The organism is Stenotrophomonas sp. FBCC-B152, from assembly GCF_059134105.1.
Window position 1 is genome coordinate 1,392,663 of sequence record NZ_CP101442.1, and the last position, 19,417, is coordinate 1,412,079.

Here is a 19,417-nt window from a genome sequence, read left to right on the forward strand (position 1 = left end):
TCCCCCATGAGTGCAACCCAGACCGCCCCGGCACGTGACCGGCTGCGTATTGCCATCCAGAAGAGCGGGCGCCTGGCCGAACCGGCGCGCAGCCTGCTTACCGCCTGTGGGCTGAGCTGGCGGCAGAGCCGCGACAAGCTGTTCTGCTACGGCGAATCGCTGCCGGTGGACCTGCTGCTGGTGCGCGATGACGACATCCCCGGCCTGATCGCCGATGGCGTCTGCGATTTCGGCATCGTCGGCCGCAATGAACTGGACGAGCAGGGCGCAGCGCGCCGCCGCATCGGCCTGCCGGATGCCTACCAAGCCTTGCGCGGGCTGAACTTCGGCCAGTGCCGGCTGATGCTGGCCGTGCCCGAGGAATGGGATTGGCAGGGCGTGCAGCAGCTGGCCGGCAAGCGCATCGCCACCAGCTATCCGGCGATCCTGGCCGACTGGCTGGCCGAGCGCGGCGTGGATGCCCAGGTGGTGGAGTTGTCCGGTTCGGTGGAAATCGCGCCCCGACTCGGCACCGCCGACCTCATCTGCGACCTGGTCTCCAGCGGTGCCACCCTGGCCGCCAACCAGCTCAAGCCGGTGGAAACCCTGCTGGAAAGCGAAGCGGTGCTGGCCGGCCCGGTGAAGACCCCCGACGATGCCCGCGCCGGCCTGATGGCCATGCTGCTGCGCCGCCTTGACGGCGTGGTGAAGCTGCAGGACAGCAAGCTGCTGATGTTCCGCGCCGAACTGGACCGCGTCTCCGAACTGACGCGCCTGCTGCCCGATGCCGACCCGCTGGTGCAGCTGCCCGATGATGGCGGCAGCCTGCGTTTGCAGACCATGTGCCACGGTGCGTTGACCTGGCAGCGGTTGGAAGAGCTGGAGCGCGCAGGCGCCCAGGGGTTGATGGTGTTGAGCGTGGAGCGGTCGCTGGCATGAATCGTCTGCAATGGTCCCAGTTGAGCGACGCCGAGCAGGCACAGGCGCTGCAGCGCCCGGTGCAGGCGGTGGCCGCGCGTACCCGCGAATCGGTGGCCGCGTTGATCGCGGCGGTGCGCGACGATGGCGATGCCGCGTTGCGTGAGATCAGCCTGCGCTTCGATGGCGTGGCCCCGGCCTCGTTCGAAGTGAATGACGAAGAATTCGCCGCCGCCGAGCGCACGGTACCGGGCGAGCTGCGCCAGGCGATGACCGAGGCCGCCGACCGCATCCGCCTGTTCCATAAAGCGGGCATGAGCCAGGGCTATGCGGTGGACACCGCGCCCGGCGTGCGCTGCGAACGCATGGTGCGGCCGATTGGCCGGGTGGGCCTGTACGTGCCGGCGGGGAGCGCGCCATTGCCGTCCACCGCATTGATGCTCGGCGTGCCGGCGCAGCTGGCCGGCTGCCGTGAAGTGGTGCTGTGCACGCCGCCGCGCCGCGATGGCAGCGCCGATCCGGCGGTGCTGGTGGCCGCGCGGCTGACCGGCGTGCACCGCGTGTTCAAGCTGGGCGGCGCGCAGGCCATTGCCGCGATGGCCTATGGCACCGCCAGCGTACCGGCGTGCGACAAACTGTATGGCCCGGGCAACAGCTACGTGACCGAAGCCAAGCAGCAGGTCGCCCAGGATGGCGCGGCGGCGATCGACATGCCGGCCGGCCCGTCCGAAGTCCTGGTGATCGCCGATGCCGGCGCCAACCCCGCCTTCGTCGCCGCTGATCTGCTTTCGCAGGCCGAACACGGCCCCGATTCGCAGGTGCTGCTGCTCACCGATGATGCCGGCATGCTGGCGAAGGTCGAGGCGCAGGTGCAGGCGCAGCTGGCGCAGCTTTCGCGCGCCGACATCGCCGCGCAGGCGCTGCAGTCCTCGCGCCTGATCCTGGTCGATTCGCTGGTGCAGGCGTTCCAGATCAGCAACCGCTATGCACCCGAACACCTGATCCTGGCGCTGCGCGAACCGCGCGACTGGCTGGCGCAGGTGGAAGCGGCCGGGTCGGTGTTCCTTGGCGACTACACCCCCGAAGCGCTGGGCGACTACTGCAGCGGCACCAACCACGTGCTGCCTACCGCCGGTGCCGCGCGCGCTTACAGTGGCGTAAGCGTGGCCAGCTTCCAGAACATGATCAGCGTGCAGGCCGCCACCGCGCAGGGCATCGCCGCCATCGGCAACTGCGCGCGCGTGCTGGCGCGTGCCGAAGGGCTGGATGCGCATGAGAACGCGGTGGCACTGCGCATGGAGACCGCCGCATGAGCGCCGGTACCGTGCTCGATCTGGTCCGCAGCGACCTGCGCGCGTTCGCCGGGTACTCCTCGGCACGCAGCAGCGCGCTGGTGGGCGAGGTGTGGCTCAACGCCAATGAATCCGCGTGGACCAATCCGGCCGACGCGCAGGGCATTGCCCGCCGCTATCCCGAACCGCAACCGGAAGCGCTGCGTACGCGGCTGGCGGCACTGTATGGCTGCTCCCCCGACCAGCTGCTGATCGGACGCGGCAGTGATGAAGCCATCGACCTGCTGGTGCGTGCACTGTGCGAACCCGGCCGCGATGGCGTGCTGGTAACTCCGCCGGTGTTCGGCATGTACGCGGTGTGCGCGCGCCTGCAGAATGCACCGCTGCTGGAAGTGCCGCTGCGTGATGTGGGCACTGCGCTGGAGGCGGATATCGACGCCATCATCGCCGCCGCCCTGGCGGGTAACGCCAAGCTGGTGTTCCTGTGCACGCCGTCGAACCCCGCCGGCAGCACGATCTCGCTGGACGACATCGAACGCGTTGCCCGGGCGCTGCAGGGCAGGGCGCTGGTGGTGGTGGATGAGGCCTACGGCGAGTACGCCGAGCAGGCGTCGGCCACCAGCTTGCTGGCGCACCGTGACAACGTGGCGGTGCTGCGCACCCTGTCCAAGGCCCACGCCCTGGCCGCGGCACGGATCGGCAGCCTGATCGCCGCCCCCGCGTTGATCCAGACGCTGCGGCGTTGCCAGGCGCCGTACCCGGTGCCCGCGCCGTGTACGGCACTGGCCCTGGCCGCGCTGGAACCGGCAGCGCTTGAAATCACCGCGTCGCGCGTGGCCCAGGTCAAGACCGAGCGTACCCGCCTGGCGGCGGCCCTGCAGCAGGCACCCGGCGTGGTCCGCGTCTACCCCTCGCAGGGCAATTACCTGCTGGTCCGCTTCAGCGACGCCCAGGCCGCGTTCGACGCGCTGCTCGCCGCTGGCGTGGTGGTGCGCGACCAGCGCACTGCCCCGCAACTGCACGATGCGCTGCGCATCACCATTGGCAGCCCGGAGGAGAACGACCGCGTGCTCCAGGTACTCAGCGCCCGGAGGGCCGCCGCATGACCCCCATCCTGTTCGTCGACCGCGACGGCACCCTGATCGAAGAGCCCGCCGACTTCCAGATCGACGCGTACGAGAAGATCCGCTTCGTGCGCGATGTGATCCCGGCGATGCTCAAGCTGCGTGATGCCGGCTACCAGTTCGTGATTGTCAGCAACCAGGATGGGCTGGGCAGCGAAGGCTACCCGCAGGCGTCCTTCGATGGCCCCAACGACCTGATGCTGCAGATCTTCGCCAGCCAGGGCATCGTCTTCCGTGACGTGCTCATCGACGGCACCTGGCCGCACGACAACGCGCCCACGCGCAAGCCGGGAATCGGCATGATGCTGCCGTACCTGCAGGACCGCAGCATCGACTGGGCGCGCTCGGGCATGGTCGGCGACCGCCCGACCGACATCCAGTTCGCGCAGAACATGAACATCCGCGGCTTCCAGCTGCGCACCGACCAGTTCGGCGGCGAGTGGGACTGGAACGGCATCGCCCATGAACTGGCCGATGCGCCACGCCGCGCGACCGTGCAGCGCAACACCAGGGAAACCCGCATCCGCGTCGAGGTCGACCTGGACCGCAGCGCCGAACCGCAGACCCACACCGGGCTGCCGTTCTTCGACCACATGCTGGAGCAGATCGGCAAGCACGGCGGCTTCGCGCTCAGCGTGCAGGCCGAAGGCGACCTGCACATCGACGAACACCACACCATCGAAGACACCGGCCTGGCGCTGGGCCAAGCCCTGCGCGAAGCGCTGGGCGACAAGCGCGGGATCGGCCGCTACGGCTTCACCCTGCCGATGGACGAGACCCTGGCCAGCGCCGCGCTGGACTTCAGCGGCCGCCCGTACTTCGTGTTCGAAGGCGAGTTCAAGCGCGAGCGCGTGGGCGACATGCCGACCGAGCTGGTGCCGCACTTCTTCCGCTCGCTGTGCGATGCCTCTGGCCTGAACCTGCACCTGAGCGTGCGCGGCGACAACGACCACCACAAGGTCGAAGCCTGCTTCAAGGCCCTGGCCCGCGCACTGCGCCAGGCCCTGCCGCGCCAGGGCACCGCGCTGCCCAGCACCAAGGGGGCGCTGTGACCGACGTTGCCCTCATCGATGCCGGCGGCGCCAATCTCGGCTCGGTGCGCTACGCACTGGAACGGCTGGGTGCGCGCGTGCAGCTGGTGCGCGATGCGGCGGGCCTGCGTGGCGCATCGCGGGTGATCCTGCCGGGGGTGGGCGCTGCCCCACACGGCATGGCCCGCCTGCATGCGCAGGACCTGGTGCAGCCGTTGCGTGAGCTGCAGGTGCCGCTGCTGGGCATCTGCCTGGGCATGCAACTGCTGTTCGAACACTCCGAAGAGGGCAACGTGGAATGCTTGGGCCTGCTGCCCGGCGTGGTCCGCCACCTGCACCCGGCCACCGGCATCCGCGTCCCGCACATGGGCTGGAACCGGCTGCTCCCGCTGCGCCAGGCCGCGTTGATGGACGGCGTGGCCGACCGCGCCAGCGCCTACTTCGTGCACAGCTATGCCGCCCCCTTGAACGAACACACCGTGGCCGCCTGCGACCACGGCGGCCTGTTCGCGGCGGTGGTGCAGCGCGGCGGCCACAGCGGCGCGCAGTTCCACCCCGAGCGTTCCGCCGCCACCGGCGCGCGGATCCTGCGCAACTTCCTCGAGAACGAACCCGCATGAGTTTCACCGTCTATCCCGCGCTGGACATCCGCGAGGGGCGCGTAGTGCGCCTGCTGCAGGGCGACTACGCCCAGCAGACCACCTACGGCGACGATCCGCTGCCACGCGCGAACGCCTTCGCCGCAGCCGGCGCACGCTGGATGCACCTGGTCGACCTGGACGCCGCGCGTGCCGGTGGCTACACCCTGGCCCCGCTGCTCAGCGCGATTGCCCGCGAAAGCGGCCTGAGCGTGCAGACCGGTGGCGGCATCCGTCGCCGCGACGACGTGGCGCGGCTGCTGGACGCCGGCGCGGCGCGCGTGGTGGTGGGCTCGGTGTCGGTACGCGAGCCGGACACCGTGATCGGCTGGCTGCAGGAGTTCGGCGCCGAACGCCTCACCATTGCCCTCGACGCGCGCCAGGCCGACGACGGCCGCTGGCTGCTGCCGGTACATGGCTGGACCGAAACCGCCGACGTTACCCTGGACGTGCTGGCCCAGCGCTATGCGCAGGCCGGCATGCGCCACCTGTTGTGCACCGATATCGCCCGCGACGGCATGTTGTCCGGCCCCAACATCGACCTGTACCGGCACCTGTCCGCGCTGCTCCCCGGTGTCGCGGTGCAGGCCTCCGGCGGGGTGCGCAGCGCCGCTGACGTCGCCGAAGCCAAGGCCGTCGGCTGCGGCGGGGCGATCCTGGGCAAGGCGCTGCTGGAAGGCCGCATGACCCTGCAGGAGGCGCTTGCATGTTGAGCCGCCGGCTGATTCCGTGCCTGGACGTACGCGATGGCCGCGTCGTCAAGGGCGTGCGCTTCCGCGACCACGTGGACATGGGCGACATTGCCGAACTGGCGCTGCGCTACCGTGACCAGGGCGCCGACGAGCTGGTGTTCTACGACATCGGCGCCAGCCCGGAAGGGCGCGCGGTGGACGTGGGCTGGATCGAGCGCATCGCGCGGCTGATCGACATTCCGTTCTGCGTGGCGGGCGGCATCAGCGACGTGGAGACCGCCCGTCGCGTGCTGTACGCCGGCGCGGACAAGATCTCGATCAACTCGCCCGCACTGGGCCGCCCCGCGCTGATCGAAGAGCTGGCCGATGCCTTCGGCGTGCAGTGCGTGGTGGTCGGCATCGATTCGGTGCGCGAGCCCGATGGCGAGTGGCGTGTGCGCCGCTTCAGCGGTGACCCCGACAAGACCCAGGCGGTGCCGGTGCGGACGCTGGACTGGCTGGTGGAAGCCCAGCGCCGTGGCGCCGGCGAGATCGTGCTCAACTGCATGGACAGCGACGGCGTGCGCCGCGGCTACGACGTGGCCCAGCTGCGCCAGGCGCGGGCGCTGTGCAGCGTGCCGCTGATCGCTTCCGGCGGTGCCGGCGACATGCAGCACTTCGCCGATGTGTTCGACCAGGCCGATGTTGACGGCGCCTTGGCCGCCAGCGTGTTCCACAGTGGCGCCATTGCCATTCCCGCGCTCAAGCAGTTCCTGCGCGAGCAGCAGATCGAGGTTCGTGATGTCTATTGAAGTATTGCCGTCCCGTGAGTCGCTGGAACAGCTGGACTGGGCCAAGGGCGATGGGCTGTTGCCGGTGGTGGTGCAGGACGCCGACACGCTTGCGGTGCTGATGCTGGGGTATGCCAACGCCGAATCGCTGGCGCTGACCCTGGAAACCGGGCAGATGACCTTCTACAGCCGCAGCAGGCAGCGGCTGTGGACCAAGGGCGAATCGTCCGGCAACGTGCTGGCGGTGGTCGCCGTGCGCGTCGACTGCGACCGCGACACCCTGCTGGTGAGCGCGCGCCCGGCCGGCCCGACCTGCCATACCGGCAGCGAAAGCTGCTTCGCCCAGGCGCCGGGCAATTTCCTCGGTCGTCTCGACGCGCTGGTGCGCGAACGCGAACAGCAGCGCCCGGCCAACAGCTACACCACCAGCCTGTTCGAGCAGGGCCTGCGCCGGATCGCGCAGAAGGTGGGCGAAGAGGGCGTGGAGACGGCACTGGCTGGTGTGGTGCAGGACGATGGGGCCTTGCTCGGCGAATCGGCCGACCTGCTGTTCCACCTCACCTTGCTCCTGCGCGCCCGTGGGCTGTCGCTGCAGGACGCGGTGGGGGTGCTGGTGGCCCGCCACGCCGGTTGAGCGGACGGCGCGCCATTTAACGTCGTTGAAACGGGCCACAGGCGATCATGTGCGGCTTTACAATCGCCCACCTCCAACGGAACGCCTCGATGACCCGCACTGCTGCCTGGCTGGCCTGCCTGCTGTTGATGTCCGCACCTGCCTGGGCCAGCGAGGCCACCGTGACCGGCAAGGTCTACCAGGAGCGCGACGGCAAGCCCGGCCGCGGTCCGACCGACCCGGCGCTGGCGGGGGTGCAGGTCTCCAACGGTGAGCAGATCGTGCGCACCGCCGCCGATGGCAGCTACAGCCTGCCGGTCCGCGATGGCCAGACCGTGTTCGTGATCAAGCCCGACGAATTCCGCTTCCCGGCCGCCGCCAACGGCATGCCCAGCTACTGGCGGCACTACGCCCCGCAGGGGTCGCCGCGGCTGAAGTACGACGGCATCGCCGCCACCGGCGGCAATGTGCGCAACTGGGATTTCGCGCTGGAGCCGGTCAAGGACGCCGACGCCGCACGCGCCGGCTTCGAGATGCTGGTGTTCACCGATTCGCAGACCGCCAGCCGCCAGGACGTGGGCTACTACCAGCGCGCCATCGTCGAACCGATCATCGGCAAGCATCCGGCACGGCTGGGCACCACGCTGGGCGATATCGTCAACGACGACCTGTCGCTGTACCCGCAGATCAACAAGGCCACCGCACAGCTGCAGGTGCCGTGGTTCCATGTGCCGGGCAACCACGACCTGGACATGGATGCCGGCGACGACCGCCATTCGCTGGACAGCTGGCGCGCGGTCTATGGCCCGGATACCTACGCGGTGGAGGAGGGCGGCGCCAGCTTCGTGTTCCTGGACGACGTGGTCTACGACCCGACCGCCAAGCCGAAGTACGTTGGCGGCCTGCGCCCGGACCAGTTCACCTTCCTGGCCAACTACCTCAAGAGCGTGCCGCGCGACCGCCTGCTGGTGCTGGGCATGCACATTCCGCTGTTCGATGCCGCGCCCGGCCGCGAGACCTTCCGCCACGCCGACCGCACGCGCCTGTTCGCACTGCTCAAGGATTTCCCGAACGTGCTGGTGCTCAGCGGGCACAGCCACACCCAGCAGCACTACTACCACGGCGCGGCCGAGGGCTGGCAGGGCAGCAAGCCGCTGCATGAGTACAACGTGGGCGCGGCCTGCGGTGCGTTCTGGTCGGGCGTGAAAGACAGCAGCGGCATTCCCGATGCCACCATGAGCGATGGCACTCCGAACGGGTACGCGGTGCTGTCGGTGAAGCCCGGCGGCGAATACGGCCTGCGCTACTACGTGGCGCGCGCCCCGGATGACTACCAGATCGCCCTGCACGCACCCAAGGTGCTGCGCAAGGGCGCCTACCCGGCGTGGGGCGTGTACGCCAACGTGTTCATGGGCCAGGCCGACACGCTGGTGGAGTACCGCGTCGACGATGGCGCATGGCAGAGCATGAAGCGCGTCGAGCAGCTGGACCCGCGCCTGATGGTCGAAAACGTCGCCGACGACACCGCCGAACGCCTGCGCGGTTTCGACCGCTCGCCCGAAGCCACGCCTTCACCGCACCTCTGGCGCGGCGCGCTGCCGACCGATCTGTCCGCCGGTGCCCACAAGGTGGAAGTCCGCGCCGTCCACGCAGACGGCCCAACGGCAACGGCCAGCACCACCTACCGCCTCCAGGTGGCCAACCCGTAAGGGTCCCGTAGTGCCAGGCCCTGCCTGGCAACCAGGCGGTCCCGCTCCAGGACGCATTCTGCAATACGCCAAAGTATGGCAAACCGCAGCTTTGCAAAGCCAACACGATCACCGAAAATCCCGGCAATGACATCGAATCCACCCAAGGCCTGCGCGTGAGCGTTGTAACCGCGTTCCCGGACGCGCATCCGGTCCACCCGCGCCCGGGTTCCCAAGGCGACACGTTGATCGTCGCCGATGTCGGCGGCACCTATGCGCGGCTGGCGCTGGCCGACGTGGTGCCCGGCCAGGCGCCACGCATCCGCAACCTGCGTCGCTTTGCCTGCGCCGAATTCCCCAGCCTGGCCGCCATCCTCGCCGCGTTCCGGGCCTCGCAGCACCTGGCGCCGGCCACCGCCGTGGTGGCTATTGCCGGATTGCTGGAAGGCGACCATCTGGTCAACACCAACCTGCCGTGGCCGGTCTCCGTGGCGGCCACGCGGCGCGATGCCGGGCTCGCCACGCTCGACCTGATCAACGATTTCGAAGCCGTTGCCTATGCGATTCCGCACGTGGCACCGGAAACCCTGGTGGCATTGAATGGCGAACCGGCCGACGGCAGCCGCTGGCCGGCCTTGGTGCTGGGCCCGGGCACGGGGCTGGGTGGCGCACTGCGTTTCGAAGCCGGTGCACGCGCCGTGCTTGCCAGCGAGGCTGGGCATGCCGCGCTCGGCGCGGGCAACGCACTGGAACTGCAGGTGCTGCAGCAGATGCTGGAACGCTGGGAGCACGTGGACAACGAGCGCATCCTGTCCGGCAGCGGCCTGATGAACCTGTACCCGTGCCTGTGCGGCATCCGCGGGGTGGAACCACAGTGGACCACGCCGGAAGCATTGATCGCCGCCGCGCATGCGGGCGACGACGCGCTGGCGGTGGAGACGATGGACGTATTCTGCGGCTGGCTGGGCAGCCTGGCCGGTGACTTGGCGGTGACCTTCGGGGCGCGCTCGGTGTACCTGGCCGGCGGCATCTCCAGCCACGTGGCGCGCTTCCTGGACGACGGCCACTTCCGCACCCGTTTCCTGGCAAAAGGCGTGATGCGCCGGGTGCTGGAGCAGGTGCCGGTATGGCGGGTAGAGCACGGCGAACTCGGCGTGGTCGGCGCAGCCGTCTGGCATGCCGAACACCGCTGCGCGGCCGCATGAGCATGGCGTAGGGAGAGCAACGAGTGACTGATCGCAGGCAATTCCTCCAGGCCGGTGCATTGGCCGCAGGTGTCATGGCATTTCCGCGCGTGCAGGCCCAGGCCAGCGGACGCGCGCGCGTGGTCTCCACCTGGGATTTCGGCGTAGGGGCCAACCAGGCCGCGTGGAAGGTATTGTCCACCGGCGGCAGTGCGCTGGACGCGGTGGAAACCGGGGCGCGCTGGGCGGAAAGCGAGCTGTGCAATCCCACGGTGGGGCGCTGCGGCAACCCCGACCGCGACGGCGTGCTGAGCCTGGATGCCAGCATCATGGCCGGCGACGGCCGCTGTGGTTCGGTGGCGGCGCTGAGCGAGATCCTGCACCCGGTATCGGTTGCCCGCAAAGTGATGGAGCAGACCCCGCACGTGATGCTGGTGGGCGAGGGCGCTCAGCAGTTCGCGGTGCAGCAGGGCTTCAAGCGCGAAAAACTGCTCACGCCGGCGGCCGAAAAGGCCTGGCGCGAATGGTTGAAGACCGCGCAGTACACCCCCGAGATCAACGCCGAACGGCGCACGCGGCCGGGCGACAGCAGCAACCATGACACGCTGGGTATCCTCGCCATGGACACGCAGGGCCAGCTGGCCGGTGCCTGCACCACCAGCGGCATGGCGTGGAAGCTGCATGGGCGGGTAGGTGACAGCCCGATCATCGGTGCCGGCCTGTACGTGGACAACGAGGTAGGCGCGGCAACCGCATCGGGCGTGGGCGAGGAAATGATCCGCAACGCGGCGTCGTTCCTGGTGGTGGAACTGATGCGCCAGGGCCGCTCGCCGGCAGAAGCCTGCCGCGAAGCCATCGCACGGGTGGTACGCAAGCGCCCCGAAGCCAGCAAGACGCTGCAGGTCTGTTTCCTGGCCCTGGACCGCAATGGCGAGGTCGGCGCGTACGCGCTGCATCGCGGTTTTGTCTACGCAGTATGCGACAAGGACCGCCAGGAAGACCTGCGCGATTCGGCCTCGGTGTACACCAGCGAGCAGACCTGAGCATGCAGCGGCGCACCCTTGAGATCGCGTCGAACTCCGTTGCATCGGCCCTGGCGGCGCAGCAGGGCGGTGCTGACCGCATCGAGCTCTTCGACAACCTGGCCGAGGGTGGCACCACGCCCTCCCACGGCAGCATCGCAGTGGCGAGGGACCGCTTGCGGATTCCGCTGTTCGTGCTGATCCGCCCGCGCCCGGGCGACTTCCGCTACGACGCCCTGGAAACCGACATCATGCTGCGTGACATCGCGCAGTGCCGGCAGCTGGGCTGCGACGGCGTGGTGATCGGCGCACTGGACGCGGACGGCGACATCGACACCACGCTGTGCCGCGAGCTGATCGCGGCCGCCGGCCCCATGGGCATCACCTTCCACCGCGCCTTCGACGCCGCACGCGATCTGCCGGCGGCGTTGGAGCAGGTGATCGCACTGGGCTGCCAGCGGGTGCTGAGTTCCGGTGGCAAGGCCAGCGCGGAAGCGGGCAGTGACATGCTGGCCAGGCTGGTCGCGCAGGCAGGCGATCGCCTGTCGGTGATGGCTGGCGCAGGTATCGGGCCGGGCAACATCGCCAGCATCGCCACAACGACCGGGTGCCGCGAACTGCATGCGTCGGCCAAGGCGGTACGCGCCTCGGGCATGCGTTATCGCAATGCCGACCTACGTGGCCTGGACAACGACTGGACGCAGACGGATGCCAACACCGTGGCTGGGTTGCGCGCTGCGATGGACGGTTTCGTCTCGTAAGGCAACAGCAACAGCAACAGCAGCGTCTCCAATGCTACGAGCAGGGAGGCAGTCGGGCAGCCCCTTACGGGACACGCCGTAAACCCATCCATGGGGGCTTGGCAAAAACATCCATGTTTTTGACAGTCCCTACAGGGGCTGCCCGCCTGCCTCCCCGACGGATTGCGTGCGCGGTTGGGAAAAGCAGCCACGCAGGGCGTGGCTCTACGCATGGGCAATCGCGCATTGCGGTTGAATCGGGCCAATGCGGCGTGCACGCCACCGGTAGGGTCGGTTCCCAAACGACTGCCGTGAAATACACCGCGCCCGATAGCGCATGAGAATGATCGAAGCCGAATTTGATCTCCCTTGGCCACCAACACACTGTCAGAGGGTCGGCGGGTGTGGGGGTACGGGGGCTTTGCGAAACATGGATGTTTCGCAAGAGCCTACACGGATGTATTTACGGCGCCCCCCGTACCCCCACACCCGCCGGCCCTGCACGAAGGATCGGCAAATGGTGGCTTTTGCGTTGCGTACCGACCAACGGTCGGTACCTACCAAACCCAAAAAAAACGACAACCGCCTATGAAAGCGCGGTTGCCGTGGAGGAGCGTTTCCCCCGCCCGAAGGCGGGGTAGGGTTGACGCTTAGAACTTGTAGGTAGCGCCGAAGTACAGCTGGCGGCCCGAGTACAGGCTGGAGATCAGGCGGGCATCGGTATCGTTGCCCAGGTGGACGCGCTGCTCTTCCTTGGTGGCATTCAACACAGAGGCGGTGAAGGTCAGCGCATCGGTGAAGTTGTAGGCCACGTTCAGATCGAGCTGTGCATACGGCTCGGTGTACTCGGTCATGCCGCCGTTCAGGCCGCCGACCACTTCGCCGCGGCGGTTGTACGACGCGCGCGCCAGGAACTTCTCGTTCTCGTAGAACACCGTCACGTTGGCCTGGTTCTTGGCGCTGCCGACCAGCGGCGACGAACCGATGCTTTCACCGTCGAGCACGATCGAGGCCAGGTTGGTGTCGTTGTAGGTGTAGTTCGCCTGCACACCGAAGCCCATGTCGAACGTGTACTGACCGTACAGCTCCACACCCTGCGACACGCCATCGCGACCGTTGGCCTGCGTCTCGTAATCCTGCACCGTGACCGACTCGCCGCCGACCACCATCTGCACGTCACGCACCACCGGCACCGTGAAGTTGTCCACGTTCTTGCGGAACAGGCCGATACCCGCCACCGCGCCCGGCTGGAAGTACCACTCCAGGCCCACGTCGAACTGCGTCGCCTCGAACGGCTCCAGGTCCTTGTTGCTGCCGTGGCCCTGCCAGCCTTCCTGCGGCGCACCACCGGCCACGCGGCGGTCATTCACGTACTCGGCGCTGTAGTAGCTCAGCGCGCCCGGTGCCGCGATGCTGGTGTAGCTCGGGCGGGCAATGACCTTCGACGCCGCACCACGCAGCACCAGGTTGTCGGTGATGTCCCAGGCGATGTTGAAGCTCGGCAGGAAGTCGGTATAGGTCTTGTCCGTGCCGATCAGCTCGAACGACTTCTGGCGTGCCAGGCTGTCCGGCAGGCGCACGAAGCCACTCTCGCAGCCGTAGTTCGGGAATGCCGCTGCCGCCGGGTCGTTGCACGACATCGGCGCGCCCGAGGCGTTGTCCAGGAAGTAATCGTTGAAGCGCTCGATCGAATCGCTGGACTGCGCGAACTGCTCGGTACGCACCACGCGCACGCCCACGTTACCGCGCAGGCGCTCGGTACGGAAGTTGGCCTGGAAGTAACCGGCGTAGACCTTCTCGTTCACGTTGTAGACGAAGTCGTCTTCGGTGCGGTTGTGCGAACCGCCGTAGCGATCGTTGAGGTAGTTGATGTACGCCGGGTAATCGATGCCCGGGAACACGTTGGCGTCGAAACCACCACGGATGCCGGTGATCGGATTGGACAGGAAGAAGCCCGGCTGCGCGATGCCCGCCGTGTTGTCACAGCCCGCCTGGTAGCGGTTGTTGTCGTAGTCGGCCGGATCGGTGCCCTGGCAGACCCAGTACGTGTTGCCCGTATTGCGGTGGACCTTGCCATCGCTGTACTTGGCGCCGAACTGGAACGAATCCAGCCAGCCGGTTTCAAACAGCTTGGTGAAGTCGGCCTGGAAGTGGTTCTGCTTGACCTCGGTCTGCATCCAGGACGAATCGGTCGAGCCGGTGTCCACTTCCGCGATGCCGTTCATCAGCTGCTGCTGCAGGTCGGGCGAGAACGTGGCCGACGGGGTGCCGGTCAGGTCCCATGCCGAGTACTGGTTGCCGGTCTCCCACACGCCATCCACGCGGCGGCGCGGCTTGGCCGACATGCGGAAGTTCATCGACGGGCCGCCTTCAGACCACGTGCGGCCGCCGCCGAAGGACGCCTTCCACAGCGGGCTGATGTCCCAGTCGATGCTCAGGTCGGCCGTCTGCGACAGCGCCTTTTCGCGGCTGTAGCCGCCGGTCAGCTGCGGGGTGGGGATGGTGCAGTCGTCCGGACCCCAGCCACCCGGCGGCAGGCCGGCCGCTGCGGCCTCGTCTTCGCTGCAGTAGTACGCCTTGCCGGGAATCTTCTCGAACTGCGCGCCGGTGACGATGCTGCCGCTCGGGTCCATGGTCAGGCCGTTCAACAGGCGGCCACCGGCCCAGTTGCCGTCCTGGTTGTAGCGCGCCATGTTCCATTCCGGAATCTTCAGCATGTTCTGGGTGTAATCACCCTCCAGCTCGAAGCGGAAGTAGTTCGCGGTCAGCGTGACGTTGTCGGTCGGCTTGAACTGGAAGGTGAACTGGCCACCCTTGCGCTCGCGTTCTTCTTCCTTCACCGCGAAGTTCACCGAGGTGGGCATGAAGAAATCGGTGTAGTTGCGGCCGTTCTGGTCGTTGAAACCGGAGTTGCCCCACCAGTAGTTCACGCCGCCCTGGTTCATCGGGTTGCCGTTGACATCACGGGCGGTGGTGTCGGTGCCGTACCACTGGTAGTTCTCGGTGGTGGCTTCCATGGTGCGGCTGGTGCGCTTCTGCTGGGTCACGCCGACCAGCACGCCGAAGCGCTCGTCCTCGCTGTGCCACGAGTACAGCGCCGATGCCTGCGGATCCACGTCGTGGCTGGTGTCCGAGGAAGTGCCTTCCAGGGTCACGTAGCCGGAATTGGCTTCCATCTCCAGCGGGCGGCGGGTGTGCAGGATGACCGTGCCGCCGATGCCGCCTTCGTCGATGCGCGCTTCCGGCGACTTGAACAGCTCGGCGCTGGACAGCATGTTCGACGGAAGCAGGGTGTAGTTGAACGAACGGCTCGCCTCGTCGTTGGTTTCCGAGGTGGCGATGTAGTTGCCGTTCAACTGGGTCAGGGTCAGGTCCGGGTCCAGGCCGCGCACGCTTACGCTCTTGCCTTCGCCGCCGTCACGGGTGATCACCACGCCCGGCACGCGCTGCAGCGAATCGGCGACGTTCTTGTCGGGGAACTTGCCCACGTCTTCGGCGGTGATCACTTCGACCACGGCGTTGGCGTCGCGCTTCTGCTGCAGGCTCTTTTCGATCGCGTAGCGGTAGCCGGTGACCTGCACGCTGTCGAGCGTGGTCGCCGAGGGGGCCTCGGACGGGGTGGCCGCCTGCTGGGCGAACGCGGCGGCCGGCACGAAAGCGGCGGCGGCCAATGCGAAGGTGATGGCGGCCGACAACGCGTCGCGGCCGTGTTTGCGGGACATCTGGTTCATTCCACTCTCTCCCTTGGATTGAAACGTATGGCTGACACGTTGAATCGATCTAAATTCGGAGGCCGAATCGGCGTGGGTTCTGTGTGTCCCACGCCCGCCGTGGCCGGTTGTGTGACGGTTTGGAGTTGGATCGATCTAAACCGTTGGCGGCGAATTTTTAACACGGCCGGGCGCGGGAAGCATGCTGCTGCGCAATATGGACGGGGAGGGGGCAGATGTGCCTATGGCCCCTGGCGGGCGGGTGCTTATGTTGCGCCGCAGAATGCATCCCGCAATTTGTCCATGGTTTACTTAAATCGATCTAAATTCACGTCGTCGTGACTTTGGAGCGATCCAAACCATAGGACCCACTGCATGCGCCGATTGCCGTCCCGCCTTGCCCTTCCGCCCCTGCGCCGCCCGCTGGCGGGCCTGGCCTGCCTGGCCGTGCTGGCCTTCACCCCGATGCTGCAGGCCGCCCCGGCCGCGCTCGAGCGGGAGGTCAACACCTTCATCGGCAGCAAGGATGACGGCAATACGTTCCCGGGCGCCTCGGCCCCGTTCGGCCTGATCCAGGTCAGCCCGATCGGTGAACACTATGCCGGCTGGCGCTACGACGATCCGAAGATCCGCGGTTTCGGCCATTCCTTCCTGTCCGGCGCCGGCTGCTGGGAGCAGGGCGGCCAGGTCTCCGTACTGCCGGTGACCGGCACCATCGGCCCGGGCGGGGATTTCGATACCGACAACGCCAAGAGCTTCGACCACAAGGCCTACGCCTCCGGTTACACCCACGAAGGCGAAGTCGGCCAGGCCGGCTACTACAAGGTGCGCCTGACCAGCTACGGCGGCATTGATGCCGAAGCCACCGCGCGCACCCGCGCCGCCGCCGAGCGCTACACCTTCCCGGCCGACGCCGGTACCGGCCACGTGCTGGTCAACGTGGGCCAGGCCAACGAGCGCCATTCGGTGATCGGCAGCGTGGTCGACGTGGTCGGCGACCGCGTCGTGGAAGGCAAGCTGGTCACCAAGAGCTTCTGCGGTGGCCACCAGTACACCACCTGGTTCCGCATCGAATTCGACCGTCCGTTCAAGGCATACGGCACCTGGGGCGAGGGCGGTGGCCTGCCCGGCGCCCGCCACGGCATGGAAGGCGAGCTCAAGCCCAGCGGTGCCTGGCTGAGCTTCGATGTGTCCAAGGGCCGTGCAGTGACCGCAGTCAGCGCCATTTCGCACGTGGATGCCGAAGGCGCGCGCGCCAACCTGCGCAGCGATGGCATGCAGGACGGCCGCCTGCTCGGCTTCGAGCGCATGCGCAGCCTGTCGCAGCAGCAGTGGCGCAAGGAACTGTCCACCGTGCGCGTGGACAGCAAGCATGCCGACGACCGCACCGTGCTCTACACCGCGCTGTACCACGCGCTGCTGCAGCCGTTGACCGGCAGCGATGCCGACGGCCGCTACCGTGGCTACGACGACAACATCCACCGCGCCGAGGGCTGGACCTACTACGAGTATTTCTCGCTGTGGGATACCTACCGTGCGCAGAACCAGTGGCTGGCGCTGACCCGCCCGCAGGTGACCCGGGATATCGGCCGCAGCCTGCTGGCCATCAACGAGCAGGGCGGTTGGCTGCCGCGCTGGGGCTACGCGAACTTCGAAACCAACATCATGACCGGCGACCCGGTCACCCCCTTCATGGTCGACCTGTGGCGCTTCGGCGCGCTGGCCGGGCGCGAAGGCGAGGCCTACACCGCACTGCGCCGCAATGCGTTCGAACTGCCGCCGATGAACTCGCGGCATGCCGGCCGCTCGGGCAATCCGGGCTACGTGGAGAACGGCTACGTCGCCTACGACCGCGCCTTCCCCTCCAAGGGCATGGATGTCGATCCGCACCACGGCGGCTCGGCCACCCTGGAATACGCCCTGGCCGACTGCGCGCTGGCGCAGATGGCCGATGGCCTGGGCCATGCCGACGATGCCGGCGTGCTGCGCCAGCGCGGCCGAAACTGGCAGAAGGTGTGGGACCCGAGCGTGCGTGACGAGGACACCGGCATGAGCGGCTTCCCGCGCCCGCGCATGGACGATGGCAAGTGGTACCTGCCGGCCGACGGGCACTACAGCCCGCGCTCGCACCATGGGTTCCATGAAGGCACCGCGTGGCAGTACCAGTGGCTGGCCCAGCAGGACATCCCGGGCCTGGTCCAGGCGATGCATGGTCGCGAGAACGCCGGCAAGCGCCTGGATGCGTTCTTCGCCTATGACGCGCTGCTGCAGTCGCCGTTGCAGGCTGCCCGCAAGGAATGGGTGGTGGGCCCGTACAGCTACTACAACCAGTACCGCTACAACCCCAACAACGAGCCGGACCTGCACACCCCGTGGATGTACACGCTGATCGGCCAGCCGTGGAAGACCGCCACGGTGGTGCGCGCCGCGCAGCAGCTGTTCACCAATGCGCCCAATGGCGTCACCGGCAACGATGACCTGGGCACCATGTCGGCCTGGTACCTGTTCAGCGCGCTGGGCCTGTACCCGGCGGTGCCCGGCAGCGGCGAGTTCCTGCTGCACACCCCGCGCTTCGCCAAGGTCGAGGTCGACCTCGGCCAGGGCCGCACGCTGCGCCTGCAGGCACCCGGTGCCGACGGCCGCAAGCTGCAGTACGTGCAGGGCGTGCAGGTCGATGGCCAGGCGCATGCCCCGGTCTGGCTGGACTGGAACCGCCTGCAGCAGGGCGGCACCATCGCCTACACCCTGGGCGACACGGCGCCGGAAACCGGCTGGGGTACCCAGGTCGACGCCCTGCCGGTGTCGTACTGCGCCACCCCGGGGGCCGCGCTGGAATGAGCCCGCCGGCCGCGATCCGTTGACCGATGTGATCGTTTAGGCTTGCAGGACCATGAGGACGCCGACGCCACGATGAAAAAGGACACTTCCGCTGCCAAGGGGACCCGCGCCAGCACGCCCCGTGCCGGTGCCGCACGTGCGGTCACCGTGACCGACATCGCCGATGCCATCGGCGTGTCGCGCGCCACGGTGTCGCTGGTGCTGCGGGGCAGCCCGCTGGTCAATGTGGACACCCGCGCGCGGGTGGAGGCCGAACTGCGCCGGCAGCGCTATGTGTACAACCGCGGCGCGGCCAACCTGCGCCGCAGGACCTCGACCAGCGTGGCACTGGTCATCAACGACCTGTCCAACCCGTTCTTCGCCGAATTCGCGTCCGGCGTCGACGAGGCCCTGGGCGCGAAGGGCTACGTGACCCTGCTGGGCAGCACCGGTGAATCGCCGGTGCGCCAGCAGGCGGTGTTGACCACGCTGATGGAACACACCCCGGCCGGCCTGATCCTGTCGCCGGCCGAAGGCAGCGATGCCACCGAAGTGCGCCAGGCCGTGGGCTATGCCAACGTGCTGCTGTTCAACCGCGAGCTCAAGGGCGGCGACTGGGATTTCCTCACCCTGGACAACGAGCAGGGCGCTTACCTGGCCACCCGCCACTTGATCGAGCAGGGCCACCGCCGCATCGCCTTCTTCGGCGGCCATGCCGAGTCCAGCTCCTGCCACCAGCGCCGCACCGGCTATGCGCAGGCACTGGCCGAAGCGGGGTTGTCGGTGCAGCAGGACTGGCTGATCGAATCGGCGCCCAACCGGTTGGAAGCCGCGGCGCGGTCGGGCGAGCTGTTCGCCGGCGAAGTGCCCACCGCGGCGGTCTGCTACAACGACACCGTGGCCCTGGGCTTGATGCTCGGCCTGGCCTCGCGCGGCGTGCAGCCGGGCCGCGATTTCGCGGTGACCGGGTTCGATGACATCTCCGAAGCCGCGGTGGCATTGCCGCCGCTGACCACGCTTACCGTCAATCCGCGCGAGCGCGGCCGCCAGGCAGCCGAACTGCTGCTGCAGCGGCTGGACGATCCCACCGCTGCACCGCGCCATACCGTGGCACCGGTGCAGCTCCGTATCCGTGACAGCAGCGGCCCCGCCGTCAGCTGATTCCGTTCCCTTTCACCTGCCCGCACACTGAGGCGCGT

At 68.0% G+C, this 19,417-nt stretch carries 15 protein-coding genes; 14 read left to right on the forward strand and 1 reads right to left on the reverse strand.

The features are described from left to right. Positions 1-6 precede the first annotated feature (6 nt). The 12 genes from hisG to NMB40_RS06795 all read left to right on the forward strand — a co-directional run bounded on the left by hisG (position 7) and on the right by NMB40_RS06795 (position 11,712). Positions 7-918 carry an ATP phosphoribosyltransferase gene (gene hisG / locus NMB40_RS06740; RefSeq protein WP_282248000.1) on the forward strand — a complete coding sequence of 304 codons (912 nt, stop codon included), beginning with the start codon at positions 7-9 and terminating at the stop codon, positions 916-918. Continuing rightward, positions 915-2,210: a histidinol dehydrogenase gene (hisD, locus tag NMB40_RS06745; RefSeq protein WP_494360532.1), complete on the forward strand. Its 1,296-nt coding sequence runs from the start codon at positions 915-917 to the stop codon at positions 2,208-2,210. The genes hisG and hisD overlap by 4 nt, the downstream gene beginning before the upstream one ends. Then, positions 2,207-3,295, forward strand: a complete 1,089-nt coding sequence (hisC, locus tag NMB40_RS06750) for a histidinol-phosphate transaminase (RefSeq protein WP_494360533.1) — start codon at positions 2,207-2,209, stop codon at positions 3,293-3,295. The genes hisD and hisC overlap by 4 nt, the downstream gene beginning before the upstream one ends. Further along, on the forward strand, positions 3,292-4,365 hold the full coding sequence (hisB, locus tag NMB40_RS06755) for a bifunctional histidinol-phosphatase/imidazoleglycerol-phosphate dehydratase HisB (protein WP_282248003.1): 1,074 nt from the start codon (positions 3,292-3,294) through the stop codon (positions 4,363-4,365). Before hisC ends, hisB begins: the two co-directional genes overlap by 4 nt. Continuing rightward, positions 4,362-4,964, forward strand: a complete 603-nt coding sequence (gene hisH / locus NMB40_RS06760) for an imidazole glycerol phosphate synthase subunit HisH (RefSeq protein ID WP_494360534.1) — start codon at positions 4,362-4,364, stop codon at positions 4,962-4,964. The genes hisB and hisH overlap by 4 nt, the downstream gene beginning before the upstream one ends. Next, a complete protein-coding gene (gene hisA, locus NMB40_RS06765; RefSeq protein WP_494360535.1) occupies positions 4,961-5,695 on the forward strand; it encodes a 1-(5-phosphoribosyl)-5-[(5-phosphoribosylamino)methylideneamino]imidazole-4-carboxamide isomerase in 735 nt (244 codons plus the stop codon). The genes hisH and hisA overlap by 4 nt, the downstream gene beginning before the upstream one ends. Further along, positions 5,689-6,465 carry an imidazole glycerol phosphate synthase subunit HisF gene (hisF, locus tag NMB40_RS06770; protein ID WP_093534485.1) on the forward strand — a complete coding sequence of 259 codons (777 nt, stop codon included), beginning with the start codon at positions 5,689-5,691 and terminating at the stop codon, positions 6,463-6,465. The genes hisA and hisF overlap by 7 nt, the downstream gene beginning before the upstream one ends. After that, a complete protein-coding gene (gene hisIE, locus NMB40_RS06775) occupies positions 6,455-7,078 on the forward strand; it encodes a bifunctional phosphoribosyl-AMP cyclohydrolase/phosphoribosyl-ATP diphosphatase HisIE (protein ID WP_494360536.1) in 624 nt (207 codons plus the stop codon). Before hisF ends, hisIE begins: the two co-directional genes overlap by 11 nt. An 89-nt stretch (positions 7,079-7,167) precedes the next feature. Beyond that, positions 7,168-8,766: a calcineurin-like phosphoesterase C-terminal domain-containing protein gene (locus tag NMB40_RS06780; protein ID WP_494360537.1), complete on the forward strand. Its 1,599-nt coding sequence runs from the start codon at positions 7,168-7,170 to the stop codon at positions 8,764-8,766. 224 nt (positions 8,767-8,990) lie between these two features. After that, positions 8,991-9,950: a glucokinase gene (locus tag NMB40_RS06785; protein ID WP_494361050.1), complete on the forward strand. Its 960-nt coding sequence runs from the start codon at positions 8,991-8,993 to the stop codon at positions 9,948-9,950. A gap of 23 nt (positions 9,951-9,973) precedes the next feature. Beyond that, the gene (locus NMB40_RS06790) at positions 9,974-10,972 is read left to right on the forward strand and encodes a glycosylasparaginase (protein ID WP_494360538.1); all 999 of its coding nucleotides are present in this window, start codon (positions 9,974-9,976) and stop codon (positions 10,970-10,972) included. Positions 10,973-10,974: 2 nt separating this feature from the next. Continuing rightward, positions 10,975-11,712 carry a copper homeostasis protein CutC gene (locus tag NMB40_RS06795; protein WP_494360539.1) on the forward strand — a complete coding sequence of 246 codons (738 nt, stop codon included), beginning with the start codon at positions 10,975-10,977 and terminating at the stop codon, positions 11,710-11,712. A gap of 629 nt (positions 11,713-12,341) precedes the next feature. Here NMB40_RS06795 and NMB40_RS06800 read toward each other — a convergent pair. Beyond that, the gene (locus tag NMB40_RS06800; RefSeq protein WP_494360540.1) at positions 12,342-15,422 is read right to left on the reverse strand and encodes a TonB-dependent receptor; all 3,081 of its coding nucleotides are present in this window, start codon (positions 15,420-15,422) and stop codon (positions 12,342-12,344) included. Between the two features lie 354 nt (positions 15,423-15,776). Between NMB40_RS06800 and NMB40_RS06805 the strand changes: the two genes are divergently transcribed. After that, positions 15,777-18,239 carry a GH92 family glycosyl hydrolase gene (locus NMB40_RS06805; protein WP_494360541.1) on the forward strand — a complete coding sequence of 821 codons (2,463 nt, stop codon included), beginning with the start codon at positions 15,777-15,779 and terminating at the stop codon, positions 18,237-18,239. 72 nt (positions 18,240-18,311) lie between these two features. After that, complete coding sequence (locus NMB40_RS06810; RefSeq protein ID WP_494360542.1) at positions 18,312-19,379, forward strand: LacI family DNA-binding transcriptional regulator; 1,068 nt, start codon at positions 18,312-18,314, stop codon at positions 19,377-19,379. Positions 19,380-19,417: the final 38 nt, after the last annotated feature.

Excerpts from the sequence above, each read along its gene's own strand:
- hisA (WP_494360535.1), top strand. The coding sequence starts at position 4,961 with ATGAGTTTCACCGTCTATCCCGCGCTGGACATCCGCGAGGGGCGCGTA.
- hisF (WP_093534485.1), top strand. The coding sequence starts at position 5,689 with ATGTTGAGCCGCCGGCTGATTCCGTGCCTGGACGTACGCGATGGCCGC.
- NMB40_RS06800 (WP_494360540.1), bottom strand. The coding sequence starts at position 15,422 with ATGAACCAGATGTCCCGCAAACACGGCCGCGACGCGTTGTCGGCCGCC.
- hisIE (WP_494360536.1), top strand. The coding sequence starts at position 6,455 with ATGTCTATTGAAGTATTGCCGTCCCGTGAGTCGCTGGAACAGCTGGAC.
- NMB40_RS06795 (WP_494360539.1), top strand. The coding sequence starts at position 10,975 with ATGCAGCGGCGCACCCTTGAGATCGCGTCGAACTCCGTTGCATCGGCC.
- NMB40_RS06810 (WP_494360542.1), top strand. The coding sequence starts at position 18,312 with ATGAAAAAGGACACTTCCGCTGCCAAGGGGACCCGCGCCAGCACGCCC.
- NMB40_RS06780 (WP_494360537.1), top strand. The coding sequence starts at position 7,168 with ATGACCCGCACTGCTGCCTGGCTGGCCTGCCTGCTGTTGATGTCCGCA.
- hisB (WP_282248003.1), top strand. The coding sequence starts at position 3,292 with ATGACCCCCATCCTGTTCGTCGACCGCGACGGCACCCTGATCGAAGAG.
- hisG (WP_282248000.1), top strand. The coding sequence starts at position 7 with ATGAGTGCAACCCAGACCGCCCCGGCACGTGACCGGCTGCGTATTGCC.
- NMB40_RS06805 (WP_494360541.1), top strand. The coding sequence starts at position 15,777 with ATGCGCCGATTGCCGTCCCGCCTTGCCCTTCCGCCCCTGCGCCGCCCG.
- hisD (WP_494360532.1), top strand. The coding sequence starts at position 915 with ATGAATCGTCTGCAATGGTCCCAGTTGAGCGACGCCGAGCAGGCACAG.
- hisC (WP_494360533.1), top strand. The coding sequence starts at position 2,207 with ATGAGCGCCGGTACCGTGCTCGATCTGGTCCGCAGCGACCTGCGCGCG.